This window comes from Sediminicola sp. 1XM1-17 (genome assembly GCF_037203765.1).
Lineage (GTDB): Bacteria > Bacteroidota > Bacteroidia > Flavobacteriales > Flavobacteriaceae > Sediminicola.
Genome location: NZ_JBBCAS010000001.1, coordinates 487,041 through 501,828, shown reverse-complemented (window position 1 = coordinate 501,828; position 14,788 = coordinate 487,041). Strand labels below are relative to the sequence as shown.

Below are 14,788 nucleotides of genomic sequence, written 5' to 3'. Positions count from 1 at the left end.
TTATAATTCAAACACAGCCATGCCAAACCAAAGGAATCCAATCCATAGTAAATTACCCCAGGTGGGCACAACCATTTTCACCACCATGTCGCGTCTTGCGGCGGATCACAAAGCCCTAAACCTATCCCAGGGATTTCCTAATTTCCCACCAGATCCCCTCCTTGTACAATTGGCAACCGAGGCCATACAGGGAGACTATAACCAATATGCCCCTATGCAGGGAATATTTCCCTTGCGGGAGGCTATTTCGGAGAAAATCCAGAATCTACATGGCATCCATTACCATCCCGAAACAGAAATAACCATTACGGCCGGAGCTACACAGGCTATATACACCGCCATTTCTACCTTTGTACGGCCTCATGACGAAGTAATCGTAGTTAAGCCCGCTTACGACTGTTATGAACCAGCCATAGCCGTGAATGGAGGCATTCCGGTGTATGTACAGCTCCAAGGGAAGGACTATCACATGGACTGGACGGAATTTCGGGATAAAATCAATCCTAAGACCAAAATGGTCATTATCAATACCCCCCATAACCCGACAGGAAAGGTATTCTCCAAAGAAGATATGTTCACACTGCAGGAGATCCTAAAAAACACGGACATTGTACTATTGAGTGACGAAGTTTACGAACATATCGTATTTGACGGAACAGCGCACCATTCTGCATGTGCATTCCCTGATTTGGCCGAAAGAAGTATTATCTGTGCTTCCTTTGGAAAGACCTTCCATATCACTGGTTGGAAGATGGGTTACTGCATAGGGCCCAAAGAACTGATGCAAGAATTACAAAAAGTGCACCAATTCAATGTCTTTTGTGCCAATCATCCATTGCAAAGGGCGTTGACCACCTATTTAAAAAATCCAGCCCATTATCTGGATCTCAACAATTTCTACCAAGGTAAAAGGGATCTTTTTCTCAACGGTCTGAAAGGTTCCAAATTTAGGTTCACCCCGGCCCAAGGCACCTATTTCCAACTGCTGGATTATAGCCTAATTACGGAGGAACCTGACCATCTGTTTGCGGAGCGACTCGCTATGGAACATAAAATAGCCAGTATCCCAGTGTCCGGCTTTAACCTAAACCAAACGGACCATCATCAATTGCGGTTTTGCTTCGCAAAAACAGATGACACATTACACAAGGCCATAGATATCCTACGAAAGGTCTAATACAAGGCATTATTCACTTTTACCATAAATTCCTCGATCTTTGACGGTTCTAACCAACGGGTAACCACCACAAGATCGTGCTCCTTATCAACCACAATAAAATTACCGCCAAATCCAGCGGCATAGTAGATATTTTCAGATAGTTGCTTCCAATTTCTATCCCCTTTGGAATTCAACCACCACATAAAGCCATAATTCGTATTAGGTACCGATGGGGTCATTGCTTCTTTGATCCATGCCTTACTGATGAGCTGTTCATCCTTCCATTTTCCGTCATTCAGGAACAACAATCCAAATCTGGCCATATCCTCCGTATTGATAAACAGGCCTCCACCCGAGTGCCCACCCCCTGTAACGGATTTCATTTGGATACCGTCAATTTCCGTCCATGCATTTTCATAGCCATACCACCTCCAAGTGCTGCTGGCCCCAATCCTATCCATGATCTCATCCTTGAGTACCATGGGCATTGGTTTTCGCCAAACATGCGTTAAGGCATAAGCCAGTACATTTACACGAACATCATTATATTCCATTACGGTACCCGGTTCTTGCAGCGTTCTGTATTTCCAATCATCAACACCACCTTCCTTTGGGGGCCTATCGGCCCAGTCCTTTCCGCCCCATATCTCACCAGACCAATCGGAGGTCTGTTGCAACAGATGCCTCCAAGTAATTTTATTGTTGTGCTCCCCATCAAATGTACCATCCCAAACATAGGACGATACCCTATCGTCCACCTTGGAAATAAGCCCTTGGTCTACAGCAAGGCCCGCCATCGTAGACAAAAAGCTTTTGGTGACACTGAAGGTCATATCCACCCTTTGGGTATCTCCCCAAGATTTGATCACAAAACCATTTTTCAGGATCATGCCAGCCGGTCCCCCACGCTTCTTGGTCGGACCCAGAACATCGTGGTAAGGCTCACTTTTGAATCCTTCAAGAATAGCTATTCGCAAATCTCTGGAGCCCGAATATTCGTTAGCCTTGGCAAAATCGACTGCCATATTCAACTGATCATTGCTTATGTTCAAGTCCTTGGTATCCTTTTGAAGCCATACCCCGTTACTTGCAGGAAAATAATAAGGTGTCTGTGCATCAACCGGAGCCAGCGCCAAACCACAAAATAATACCATCAAAATTAACTTCATATTCCAAATTTTTAATTCTATTTGAGTCCCTATAAACTACCTTTCTACATCACAGCGCATCAACCAATCGGTCTGCTTGTCCGTGCCAATATAATATGGGTGTGTTCCAAATTTTCGGAAGCCATACAACTCATAAAAGGCTATTGCCTTAGTATTGTGCTCCCACACCCCTAACCAAACGAACGACTTTTGTTTGACGAGGGCCAATATTTTCACCTGCTCCAACATCCATTTTCCTATCTGTTGCCCTTGATATTCTTTCAAAACATATATCCGCTCCAATTCCAAGGCCTTTTTATCTTTGATATCTGTTTGAGAGTCCAATTGATTTAGCTTGAAATACCCGACTATTTCTGCATGCAGGTATACAAAATAAAAATGGGAGTCCGCATCCTGCACCTCTGCCGCAATCCGGTCCGGGTTAAAGGCAAAATCGAGATAGCTTGCAAAATCTTCCGGATTATTATCCTTTTCAAAGGCATCCACAAAAGTTTTTTTAGATATTTCCACAAGGCGATCCAGTTGATCCAATCCACATTTTTGAAGCCGTAATTCCATTGGGAAAAATAGATGGTTTAAAGACGTTTGAAGATAAAGAAAAAAGGCATAAAAAAAGAGCAATGTCATGGACATTGCTCTTTAATTCTTTCAAAAAAAGGAATTTACAGCATGAACAGTTTTTTTACCAAGGCAAAAACACCTCTGTAAAAACCGCTTCGGTCAATGTAAATTACTTCTTCTTCAGGCAAATGGTTCATTTGTAATTCCATAACATGAATTTAGGCAAAAATTAAATTTGGGGTTTAATTTTTAGGTTCGTCACAAGATATTTCCTTTAACGTAAATTTCAAAATAATTGTTGTGTATCTTATCGAAAATGTGGCAAGAAAATTAAAATTTTTGGTCTATCCGATGAACGACACCCTAAAGACTTACTACAGCACCATTTCAGGAATATTCCCATCTACGATCAGGGTACCTTCCGTTGCCTTTTTAACATCTTCAACACTGATCCCTGGAGCTGTTTCCAATAATTTAAATCCTTTTGGAGTTACTTCCAGCACCGCCAAATTGGTCACTATTTTTTTTACACAGCCTACTCCTGTCAAAGGCAAAGAACAACGTTTCAACAATTTTGATTCCCCAGCTTTGTTGGTATGCATCATGGCGACGATAATGTTTTCTGCAGAAGCTACAAGGTCCATGGCACCTCCCATACCCTTCACCATTTTTCCGGGGATTTTCCAATTGGCAATATCCCCATTTTCGGAAACTTCCATGGCACCGAGGATGGTTAGGTCTACATGTTGACCTCTGATCATTCCAAAACTTGTTGCCGAGTCAAAAAATGAAGCTCCGGGCAAGGTGGTAATGGTCTGTTTACCCGCGTTGATAATATCAGCATCTTCCTCCCCCTCAAAAGGGAAAGGTCCCATACCCAATACACCATTTTCACTTTGGAATTCCACACTGATATCATTTCGAACAAAATTGGCCACTAGAGTGGGTATGCCGATTCCCAAATTGACATAATATCCGTCCTTTACTTCCTTGGCTATGCGTTTTGCTATTCCGTTTTTATCCAACATAACTATGATCTTTGTCTTACGGTTCGTTGCTCTATTTTCTTCTCATAGGACTTTCCTTGAAATATTCTCTTTACGAAGATTCCCGGAACATGTATTTCATTGGGGTCCAAGGAGCCCGCAGGCAATAATTCCTCAACTTCGGCTACCGTGATCTTGGCGGCACCACACATACATGGATTGAAATTTCTTGCGGTTCCCTTAAAAATTAGGTTCCCGGCCTCATCTCCTTTCCATGCCTTTACAAAGGCAAAGTCGGCCTTAAAAGCTTCCTCCAGCACATACATCTTCCCATTGAATTCCCTGGTTTCTTTCCCTTCTGCCACTTCAGTTCCATATCCGGCCGGAGTATAAAAGGCAGGGAAACCAGCTTGGGCAGCCCTACATTTTTCTGCAAGCGTTCCTTGGGGGGTCAGTTCCACCTCGAGCTCACCGCTCAACATTTGTCGTTCAAATTCATCGTTCTCGCCCACATAGGAAGAGATCATTTTTTTTACCTGATGCTTTTGTAGGAGCAAGCCAAGTCCAAAATCATCCACCCCCGCATTGTTTGAAATACAGGTAAGGTCCTTTATGCCCAAACGCACGAGCTCATTAATCGCATTCTCTGGGATCCCGCAAAGTCCAAAGCCTCCCAACATAAAGGTCATTCCGTCCTTTACGCCAGCCAACGCTTCCTCCACAGATCCTACTGTTTTAGATATCATATACTGAAATTTTGTGCAAGTAATTTACGAAAAACATCCTTAAAACAAGGCGTATTTACACACCTGGTTTGACCAAAATAATTCACCCGATACGATTTTGGGATAGGATACTAGAAGTCCAGGTCATCCAAATCATCACTCGGCTTCTTCTTACCCGGCAACGCTTCCTTGGCCCTACTGCAATCCACATTGATGTTCAAATCCTCCGGCATTTCAAAAGCGGCCTGGGAAACTCCCAGATCATTTATGGCGTAGTTCTTCTTCATGTAAAGGCCCCAAATGGGAAGGGCCATAGTGGCTCCCTGACCGTAGGTAATACTCTTAAAGTGCGTAGCCCTTTCTTCTCCTCCTACCCAAACACCGGTGACCAAATTGGGGACCATTCCCATAAACCAACCGTCACTTTGGTTCTGAGTAGTTCCTGTTTTACCGGCTATGGGATTTTTGAATTCGTAGGGATATCCGGTAATCACCTCTTTATAAACAGATTGTCCTATAGCCCCGGTGGTCCTTAAACGTGTTCCCGAACCTCCCTGGGTAACACCTTCCATTAGATTGACCATGGCATAGGCCACATCTTTACTCAATACATCCTTGGTTTCTGGTACATATTCATAGAGTACGGTCCCATTTTTATCTTCGATCCTGGTCAGCATTACCGGTTTTACATAAACCCCTTGGTTGGCAAAGGTCCCATAGGCCCCTACCATTTCATACACATTTATGTCCGGCGTTCCCAAGGCTATGGAGGGGACCTCTGGAATATCGGAGCTAAGCCCTAGGTTTTTAGCTATGGTTACCACAGATTTAGGACCAATCCTATCCATAAGCTGTGCTGTAACAGTATTGACGGAATTGGCAAGCGCATGCTTGAGCGTCATGTTCTCCCCAGAATATTTTCCATCTGAATTGGAAGGGCACCAAGCTTCCATGTTCCCATGTTTATGAGCTTCTATGCAATATTGGATATCGGAGAGCATATCGCAGGGCGATAAGCGCAACTGATCAATGGCAGCAGCGTAAACGATGGGCTTAAAGGTAGAGCCTACCTGACGGGCACCTTGGATAACATTGTCATATTGAAAATGCTTGTAATTTAAGCCCCCTACCCATGCCTTAACATGGCCTGTTTGTGGTTCCATGGACATCATAGCGGTCCTTAGAAAGGATTTATAATATCGTATGGAATCCATAGGAGTAAGCGTAGTATCTTTTTCCCTGGTAGGACTGTTCCAATCGAATACAGTCATTTCCGTTGGCACTTTAAAGGAAGCCCTGATTTCTTTTTCCGATTTCCCTTCATTTCTCATGATCCTCCACCTATCCGAAGATTTCATGGCCCTTTCCATGATGGAGTTCACCTCTTCAGGCGTGATATCCAAAAATGGAGCAGTTTTGTTTCTATCAGGGGTATTCTGGTGAAAGAATTCTGCCTGAAGTCTTTTCATGTGTTCCTGTACCGCTTCTTCCGCATTTTGCTGCATACGGGAATCTATGGTGGTATATACTTTCAATCCGTCTGAAAAGATATCATATCGCTCTCCGTCTGGTTTGGGGTTTTCCCTTACCCATTTGTTCAAAAATCCTTGAATGTACATCCTAAAATAGGTAGCCAATCCTTCCCGGTGGGATTCAGGGTTAAAATTGATGTCCATTTTTGTAGCCTGCAGGGAATCGCTAACCGCTTCAGTAATATAATCGTACTTGGCCATTTGCTCCAGAACGGTATTTCTACGGTTGAACACCAATTCTTCGCGGCGAATTGGGTTGTACAAAGAGGAGTTCTTTAACATCCCTACCAATACGGCAGATTCTTCAATTTTAAGGTCTTTGGGTTCTTTTCCAAAATAAATTTTTGAGGCGGATCGTATTCCATCGGCAGCATAGTTGAAATCATAGATGTTCATATACATCGCAATGATTTCTTCTTTGGTGTATTGGCGTTCCAATCGGATGGCGATGACCCATTCCTTTACCTTCTGCAGTATCCGGTCCAAGGTGCTCGAAGATGCCCTTTCCGTAAATAACAATTTGGACAATTGTTGGGTGATGGTACTAGCACCTCCTTTGGTGCCCAGATAGGCTACTGCGCGGATGGTTCCCCTGGCATCTATGCCCGAATGATCATAATATCTGGCATCTTCCGTTGCTACCAGTGCATCAACTAGGTTTTGTGGCAAATCTGAATATACTACAGGGGTTCTGTTGTCATCCAAATACAGTTTTCCCAGGGTTTTCCCATCGGAAGAGATGATTTCTGTTGCCAAATTGGTTTGCGGATTTTCCAAACGGTCAAAAGAGGGCAGTTCTCCGAAAACTCCCCAAGAAGCCAATAAAAATATAAGCACTGCCATCCCAATACCGGAGGCAAACAATATCCAAAACCATTTGATGTATTTGGAGAAATCCGTGTTCTTTTTTTTCTTAGGAGCCGCTGCCATTAATTACTTTTTTCTATTTGAAAACCAACATCTGTAATTCCCTTGAGATCCATGATCCCATCAACACTGCCGTTCTTTCTCATGGCGTGGGAAATTTCTAAAATATATACGCCCTTAGCGGGAAAAACGACGTTTTCTTTATACCATAATTTGTTCTCTTTGAGACTGCCATGTCCGGTCCCCAACCACTCCCCATTGGGCTTGGACATTTCATACTCCAAGGTATCCCTAATGGTCTCTCCCGTAGGAAAATTTAGTTCTGCAATAAGGAAAAGGTTGCTATAGGAATAGGTCTCGTCATTCCTAATATTGATAAACATATTATTCTTGGAAATGGTATCCTGTTCTGTAAACCTAAAGGATATTGTATGATCCTTGTTCCAGTAACCATTGTTGGTAGATTTGTATTCCGAATGGAGCGTATTGGTTTCACAGGAAGCCATAACCGCAACAACAAGAATCGGCAAGATAATCTTAAGCATTTTTAGCGGGTCGTTTATTATTGTTTCTACGCTTGTTGTTCTGGTTCTGACCTTGCTTTTGGTTCTGACTTGGCTTTTGCTTTTGGTTTTGACCTTTTTTCCTTCTACGCTTTTGCTTAGGTTTGTCAAATCGCGTTAAACTATCCTGACCAACAACATTTTCAAATACCTTTTCCTTTTCAAGGATCACCACTTCATTGTCTGCGGCATATTCCTCAAGGCTTGCTACCTTTTCGTTGTTTTTGTTTTTTGCAAGGATTTCATTGACCTGATCTTTGGTCAGTGTATGCCAATTGGCAGGTTCGTCCCTATAGGAGAACCATAACATACCTTTGAAAATATCAACTTTTTGACAAAAAGCTACCCCTTTTTCCGTGGCAATTCTCGATTCCTGGGAAGGAAAATCTTTTAGAGCATCGAGGTAGACATCCAGCTCATAGTTAAGGCAGCATTTTAGCTTGCCGCACTGACCGGCCAGTTTCTGTGGGTTCAGTGACAATTGCTGATATCTCGCGGCTGCCGTGCTCACCGACCTGAAATCTGTAAGCCAAGTGGAACAGCAAAGTTCCCTACCACAAGAACCAATACCTCCAAGGCGCTGTGCCTCTTGGCGGTATCCTATTTGTCTCATTTCAATACGGATGGAAAAGGCCTTGGCCATATCCTTGATGAGCTGTCTAAAATCTACGCGCTCTTCGGCCGTATAGTAAAAGGTGGCTTTGGAACCATCACCTTGAAACTCCACATCGGAGATCTTCATTTGCAGGTTGAGGGCAATGGCGATTTCACGGGCGCGCTTCTTGATTTCCTCTTCACGGTCCCGGCATTTTTGCCAGATATCAATGTCTTTTTGTGAGGCCTTACGGTAGATTTTTGGCAGATCCTTATCGTTGTGGTCTTCCTTTTTCTTTTTCATCTGTACCTTTACCAGTTCTCCGGTAAGGGTGACAATTCCGATATCATGTCCGGTTTTGGACTGTGTGGCCACGATATCCCCTATGGATAGCGTGATATTGTCGGCATTTCTAAAAAATTCCTTTCTGCTATTTTTAAAACGAACTTCCACACAATCAAACGGTTTTTGCCCGTTCGGAAGTGACATATTGGAAAGCCAATCAAAAACTGTCAGTTTATTACAACCATCGGTTCCACAAGTACCATTGTTCTTGCATCCACGCGGCTGTCCGTCTTTACCAGTTGAACAACTGCTACAACCCATATTTTATATATTGATTTAGTGAAAGCAAGAGCTCGCACTAAAAAAGGTTCATAAATAATTACTTGAAGGTAAAGATAGTATAAATTGTGGCAGGAGCGAAATAAACCCTACAATTGAATACCTTCCTCAACCTTAAGGGCATACCAAAAAAAATACCGTTTCCAAAGATCAAAAATACCCAGTGATATATGGCCTGAGATTCCAAAGCAACGCCAAGGACGGCGCCCAGGGAATTATTTTTTAAATTTCAAGACTTCGGATCTTCCCTTTTTAAAAATTTTGTTGCTGACCACTTTTCCTTTCCTAAGTTCTTTCTGCTCTTCGTAAGGCAAGGCGTGTATTTCCTTGCAGTCATCGGAACAACAATTGTTCATGGCCGTGGCACAGTCCTCACATTGGATGAACAAGAGGTGACAGGCTTCATTGGCACAGTTCACATGTGTATCACAAGGGTTGCCGCATTGGTGGCAATTGGCGATCACATCTTCTGAAATTCGTTCGCCCCTACGGTGATCAAAAACAAAGTTTTTTCCCAAAAATTTGTTCTCCAACTTTTGGCTTTCTACCTGTCTTGTATACTCAATGATGCCCCCTTCAAGTTGGTACACCTGCTTAAACCCCTTGTGTTTGTAATAGGCACTGGCCTTTTCACAACGGATCCCACCGGTACAGTACATCACCAATTTTTTGTCTTCCTTGTGGTCGGCCAAATCCTTTTCAATAATATCCAGGGAATCCCTGAAAGTGTCCACATCCGGAGTAATGGCATTTTTAAAATGACCTATCTCACTTTCGTAATGGTTGCGCATGTCCACCAAGACCGTATCAGGGTCTTCTATCAGCTGGTTGAACATCTCGGCATTTACATGGACCCCTTTGTTGGTCACATCAAACGTACCATCATCCAGACCATCCGCAACGATTTGATTTCGCACCTTTACCTTGAGCTTCAAAAAAGATTTATTGTCGTGTTCAATGGCTATGTTCAGCCTGACATTCTCCAAAAAAGTGATGGTGTCCAGATGGGCCTTAAAAGCTTCAAAGTTCTCTGCGGGAACGGAAAGTTGTGCATTGATGCCCTCCTTGGCAACATAGATCCTACCCAACACCTCCAAGGCGTCCCAATTGATGAAAAGATGGTTTCTAAAAATTTCGGGGTTCCCGATGTGCGCGTACTTGTAGAAAGAAATGGTAAGGCGATCTTTTCCCGCCTCTTCTATTAAAATTTCCCTTTCCTTAGCGCTTAATGTATTGTACAGTTGCATGCTATACCAATATTTAAGTTAAAGAATAGCCCCGAAATACTCGGGAGAGTGCAAAAATAGTCATTCTAATTTTTAGAACAAATAAAAAGGGCCTTGGATACTTCCTAGGCCCTTTTTTGCCAACCACTGACGGTGTTTTCTTTTTCAATAGACTTTTACCAAGAGGTCGACTTATATGGTCCGAACATAAAATTGTGGACCACTGAATTGAGTTAGTTCTTTATAGGATGCAGCTTTTCCAAAAAGGTTGCTTCTACATTGTAATATGAAAAAAGAAATGGTAATTTAGCGCACCTAATAAAAAGACACATGAGCACTGAAAAAGACGCAAAATTAAAAGCACTAAAACTTACACTGGACAAGTTGGACAAGACCTATGGAAAAGGGGCTGTCATGAAGATGGGGGACAGTGTGGTACAAGATGTGGAGGTGATCCCTTCTGGTTCCTTAGGTTTGGATATTGCTTTGGGTGTTGGCGGTTACCCTAGAGGTAGGGTCATAGAAATATACGGTCCGGAATCCTCTGGTAAGACCACCTTGACCCTTCATGCCATGGCAGAGGCCCAGAAATTGGGTGGAATTGCAGCTTTTATTGATGCGGAGCATGCTTTTGACCGTTTTTATGCCCAAAAATTAGGCGTCGATATAGACAACCTGATCATTTCCCAGCCCGACCATGGGGAACAGGCGTTGGAAATTGCAGACAACCTGATCCGTTCGGGAGCAATTGATATTGTGGTGATAGATTCCGTTGCAGCACTTACACCAAAAAGTGAGATTGAAGGGGAAATGGGCGATTCCAAAATGGGTCTTCACGCAAGATTGATGTCACAGGCTTTACGTAAGCTTACAGGCTCTATCAGCAAAACAAAATGTACGGTAATCTTCATCAACCAATTACGTGAAAAGATTGGGGTCATGTTCGGGAACCCGGAAACGACCACAGGTGGTAATGCCCTTAAATTCTATGCATCCGTGCGATTGGACATTAGAAGGTCTACCCAAATTAAAGATACGGACGGTGATGTTCAAGGGAACAAGACCAGGGTAAAAGTGGTCAAAAACAAGGTAGCACCACCATTTAAAACCACAGAGTTCGATATCATGTACGGAGAAGGTGTCTCCAAGGTAGGAGAGATCGTAGATTTAGGTGTGGAATATGAAATAGTAAAGAAAAGCGGTTCTTGGTTCAGTTACGGGGACACCAAACTGGGACAGGGACGCGATGCCGTCAAAAACCTATTGCACGACAATCCGGAATTACTGGAAGAGCTCGAAGGCAAGATCACTGAAGCCATCAAGGCAGTTAAAAAATAATACAGAATCCCGATTTTATCGGGATTTTGTCGTTTTATACGCAACCTTTGTATTGCCGCCCCATCTTTGGTTAAAACAATAATTTATTATGAAACGGGCTTTGTGCTTTTTTTTAATCGTTTTAACCGCCATCACTTTCCATTCTTGTGATGTAGACAATAATGCCGACTTTTATTATGTTTCGCTTCCCATAGAAAGTGTGGAACTCCCGGAATCCTTTAAAGTCAATGAAACCTACCAAATCAACGTCACCTACAAAAGACCAAACGACTGCACCTATTTTGAAGGGTTTGACGTAGCCAAATTGGATACCACCGTCAGGGATGTGGTGGTTGTGGGATCTACCTTTTCTGGCGATAGTGACTGTGCAGAAATATCGGAAGAAATAGAAGTATCATTTAATTTTTTGGTACTTTACACTGATACTTATGTCTTTAGGTTTTGGACAGGTGAAAATGCAAACGGGGAATCGGAATATCTTGAGATAGAAGTTCCGGTATCCACGGAATAAAAACGAATGAAAGAACACAAACAACCCAACCCGCACTTTGAGTTTAAAAGAGCTCGTACATAATTGCAAAAAAGGCAATAGGAAAGCGCAGGAGCAACTGTACAAACAGTATGCTGGATTATTGTTTGGAGTTTGTCTGAAGTATTCACGCAACAAAACCGAAGCCGAGGACAATCTTCACGATAGTTTTATGACCATTTACCAAAAAATTGACCAATATAAATTTAAAGGTTCTTTTGATGGTTGGTTAAAAAGGGTCACCGTAAATACCGTGTTACAGAAATATAGAAAAGAGGAATACCTCTCTGTGATCACAGACAATGTAGAAGAGGAATCTACGGTTGAAACCGGATATGTGGCCGTGGAATTACAAGTTTTGCTCAGGTATATCCAAGAGTTGCCCAACAAGTACCGGCTGACCTTTAACCTTTATGTTTTGGATGGGTACAGCCATAAGGAGATCGCAGAATTATTGGGAACTTCTGTGGGCACCTCAAAATCCAATTTGGCCAGGGCCAGATTGATCCTGAAGGAGAAAATAGAAAAAGAAATTATAAATATCGCCTTGTAGGCAATAGCATAAAGATTGATGAAAAAGAATTTGGACAACTTGTTTCAAGAGAAACTGACCGATTTACATGAACTGCCGAACGAAAAGGTCTGGAAGTCCATAGAAGCCTCATTGGACCAAAAGAAAAAATCGAGACGCGCAATTCCAATTTGGTGGACCTTAGGTGGTGTGGCCGCTTTATTGGCCATAATCTTTTTTATGGCACAACCCAAAAGAACCGGCCTTGACACCAATAGCACCATCACGGATACAGACCAAAATAACACCATTATTCCAACGAATTTGGACGAAGGTCAAGAAAATGGCTTGAGTACGCAAGAGGGATCCGTCACCCTTACTGATGCTCCAGTAGAAAATCAAAAAAACGGGAAGGATAATGTTAAGGGCGCCAAAGAGGATAACAACTCCTGGGTGACAGCAACCCGAAAGGGCCAATACAACTCAACTACCTCCAAGAATGGCAAAGACAGTAGGTCCACTCCTACAAAAAGAAAGAATAATGGAGCCTTAGCCTCAGCTGACCCCAACGCTCCCTTTAAAACATTGGAAACTTCTGAAAACTCCAGCAAAAAAGCGGAATCTATGGACTCCCAAAACAAAAATTTTCCCAGAAGGGATATGTTGCTTTCAGATAGCACCAAAAAAGCGTTGGAGAAAAATACGCCATCCAATAATGCCATTTCGGTTGCCATGCAAGATTCCCTGCATCCAGAATCGCAAATAGTCAAAAAATCAATCTACGATGACATAAACGCACAGGAAAATGAAGAGGCCATAACGGACAACAATACAAAAAAATGGTCATTGGCCACCAGTGTTGCCCCTGTATACTTCAATGGCTTCGGTACCGGCTCCCCTATCCATCCAGATTTTGCATCGAATTCCAAATCGGGCAATGTCAACCTGAGTTATGGGGTCTTTGTCTCGTACGAGATAAGTAAAAAATTAAGGGTACGTTCAGGAGTGCACAAGGTAGATTATGGTTATGATACCGACGACGTGGGCTTCACCTCCTCTTTTGCCTCTACCACCAACAGGAACTTGGCCAATATTGACTATGCGGAAAATGCGGCCAATATCATTGTGGTAAGCACTTCAAAAGGAAAACCGGCCACCAGTATTCAAGGAGAAATTTCAGGCAAGACGCCTGCCAAAAACGGAAGTATGATTCAACAGTTGGGATATCTTGAGATTCCCTTGGAGCTGAATTACACGCTCTTGGACCAAGATTTTGGAATACATCTTATAGGAGGTTTCAGTTCGTTGTTTTTAACGGACAATGCGGTACTACTGGAAGCAAATGGACTAAATACAGAGATAGGCGAGGCCAACAATATCAATGACGTAAACTTCAGTTCCAATATAGGTTTTGGCCTAAACTATAAATTTTCGCCCAAAATTAAACTCAACATTGAACCGGTCTTTAAATACCAACTCAATACTTTTTCCAATTCAGTGGGCGACTTTAAACCTTTCTCAATAGGTATATACAGTGGATTTAATTTTGAATTCTAAAGCGTAGATCGGTATAAAAAATATATTTGCAAGGTACAATTAGTGTGCCCCCTATACTATTATGGGGCATTTTCACCTGTAATGCCTTCGTTCCAAATCCTTTTCCAGATCCTGTAGGATAATGGCTCTGACCTCATCTCTCAAACACTTTTTATCTACTTCCTCCAAATGCCTTGTTTCTATAAAACGGTGTACCTTACCCCTAGTTTTTCCGGGTCCTCCACTGAAGAAAGTAAAAGAAAACCGTTCCTTGTTATCATAAAAAGTTATGGGAACTATTGGGATTTTATGGGCAATCGCCATTTTGAAGGCACCATCCTTGAAGGAATCGAGAATGACATGCTCCTCCGGTACGCCACCTTCAGGAAAAATACAGATGCTCAGGCCTTGGTTTAGCCTTTTTTGTGCCCTTCTGTAAACTCCGGTCCTACTGCGCGTATCGTCCCGATCAACCATAATGCATACCCGCTTGTAAAAAAACCCGAATACGGGGATATTCACCAATTCCTTTTTTCCTACAAATACGAAGGGCGTGCTGCTTACGCGCAGCATTAACATAATGTCCAACATACTGGTGTGGTTGGCCACCAGCATGAGGCTTTTACCACGCTGCAGTCTTTCATCATAGCTTATCCTCGGAATACATCCCATACCGTACAAAATGAAATTGGCCCAAATATTACGGGCCATCCAAAAAAATTGCGGGTACCATTTTTCCGAAATGGAAAATAACACCAATAGCGGGAAAAACAAGACTATTGGAATGGCCACCAAAATATAGAACCAAATGCGGTAAAGAATGTGGCCGAATTTTTTCAAAATTGAAAGCATGAAATCAAAAGTAAC

General features: G+C 42.6%; 14 protein-coding genes. 5 read left to right on the top strand and 9 right to left on the bottom strand.

Annotated features, from left to right (window positions below; translation table 11 throughout):
* Window positions 1-19 precede the first annotated feature (19 nt).
* Complete coding sequence (locus tag WAA86_RS02260) at window positions 20-1,177, top strand: methionine aminotransferase (RefSeq protein ID WP_337299342.1); 1,158 nt, start codon at window positions 20-22, stop codon at window positions 1,175-1,177.
* On the opposite strand, the gene WAA86_RS02255 is transcribed toward WAA86_RS02260, so the two are convergent.
* The 8 genes from WAA86_RS02255 to trhO form a co-directional block, all read right to left on the bottom strand.
* Window positions 1,174-2,328: a serine hydrolase domain-containing protein gene (locus WAA86_RS02255; RefSeq protein WP_337299341.1), complete on the bottom strand. Its 1,155-nt coding sequence runs from the start codon at window positions 2,326-2,328 to the stop codon at window positions 1,174-1,176. The genes WAA86_RS02260 and WAA86_RS02255 overlap by 4 nt on opposite strands.
* A gap of 36 nt (window positions 2,329-2,364) precedes the next feature.
* Window positions 2,365-2,886: a GNAT family N-acetyltransferase gene (locus WAA86_RS02250; RefSeq protein ID WP_337299340.1), complete on the bottom strand. Its 522-nt coding sequence runs from the start codon at window positions 2,884-2,886 to the stop codon at window positions 2,365-2,367.
* A 377-nt stretch (window positions 2,887-3,263) separates the two neighbouring features.
* Window positions 3,264-3,917, bottom strand: coding sequence for a CoA transferase subunit B (locus WAA86_RS02245; RefSeq protein ID WP_337299339.1), 654 nt, complete (start codon window positions 3,915-3,917; stop codon window positions 3,264-3,266).
* Between the two features lie 2 nt (window positions 3,918-3,919).
* The gene (locus tag WAA86_RS02240; protein ID WP_337299338.1) at window positions 3,920-4,621 is read right to left on the bottom strand and encodes a CoA transferase subunit A; all 702 of its coding nucleotides are present in this window, start codon (window positions 4,619-4,621) and stop codon (window positions 3,920-3,922) included.
* A 110-nt stretch (window positions 4,622-4,731) separates the two neighbouring features.
* Entirely contained in the window at window positions 4,732-7,062 is a 2,331-nt protein-coding gene (locus WAA86_RS02235; protein ID WP_337299337.1) for a penicillin-binding protein 1A, read from the bottom strand.
* On the bottom strand, window positions 7,062-7,544 hold the full coding sequence (locus tag WAA86_RS02230) for a gliding motility lipoprotein GldH (RefSeq protein ID WP_337299336.1): 483 nt from the start codon (window positions 7,542-7,544) through the stop codon (window positions 7,062-7,064). Before WAA86_RS02230 ends, WAA86_RS02235 begins: the two co-directional genes overlap by 1 nt.
* Complete coding sequence (locus tag WAA86_RS02225) at window positions 7,537-8,763, bottom strand: PSP1 domain-containing protein (RefSeq protein WP_337299335.1); 1,227 nt, start codon at window positions 8,761-8,763, stop codon at window positions 7,537-7,539. The genes WAA86_RS02230 and WAA86_RS02225 overlap by 8 nt, the downstream gene beginning before the upstream one ends.
* Window positions 8,764-8,996: 233 nt before the next feature.
* A complete protein-coding gene (gene trhO, locus WAA86_RS02220; RefSeq protein WP_337299334.1) occupies window positions 8,997-10,028 on the bottom strand; it encodes an oxygen-dependent tRNA uridine(34) hydroxylase TrhO in 1,032 nt (343 codons plus the stop codon).
* A gap of 309 nt (window positions 10,029-10,337) precedes the next feature.
* Here trhO and recA point away from each other — a divergent pair, with 309 nt between their 5' ends.
* From recA to WAA86_RS02200, 4 genes are all read left to right on the top strand, one after another.
* Window positions 10,338-11,345: a recombinase RecA gene (gene recA, locus WAA86_RS02215; protein WP_337299333.1), complete on the top strand. Its 1,008-nt coding sequence runs from the start codon at window positions 10,338-10,340 to the stop codon at window positions 11,343-11,345.
* A gap of 88 nt (window positions 11,346-11,433) precedes the next feature.
* Window positions 11,434-11,856, top strand: a complete 423-nt coding sequence (locus WAA86_RS02210; protein ID WP_337299332.1) for a hypothetical protein — start codon at window positions 11,434-11,436, stop codon at window positions 11,854-11,856.
* 37 nt (window positions 11,857-11,893) lie between these two features.
* On the top strand, window positions 11,894-12,427 hold the full coding sequence (locus WAA86_RS02205) for an RNA polymerase sigma factor (protein ID WP_337299331.1): 534 nt from the start codon (window positions 11,894-11,896) through the stop codon (window positions 12,425-12,427).
* A gap of 18 nt (window positions 12,428-12,445) precedes the next feature.
* The gene (locus WAA86_RS02200; protein WP_337299330.1) at window positions 12,446-13,942 is read left to right on the top strand and encodes a hypothetical protein; all 1,497 of its coding nucleotides are present in this window, start codon (window positions 12,446-12,448) and stop codon (window positions 13,940-13,942) included.
* A gap of 72 nt (window positions 13,943-14,014) precedes the next feature.
* Here the strand turns inward: WAA86_RS02200 and WAA86_RS02195 are convergent, their stop codons facing one another.
* Window positions 14,015-14,773: a lysophospholipid acyltransferase family protein gene (locus WAA86_RS02195; RefSeq protein WP_337299329.1), complete on the bottom strand. Its 759-nt coding sequence runs from the start codon at window positions 14,771-14,773 to the stop codon at window positions 14,015-14,017.
* Between the last annotated feature and the right edge of the window lie 15 nt (window positions 14,774-14,788).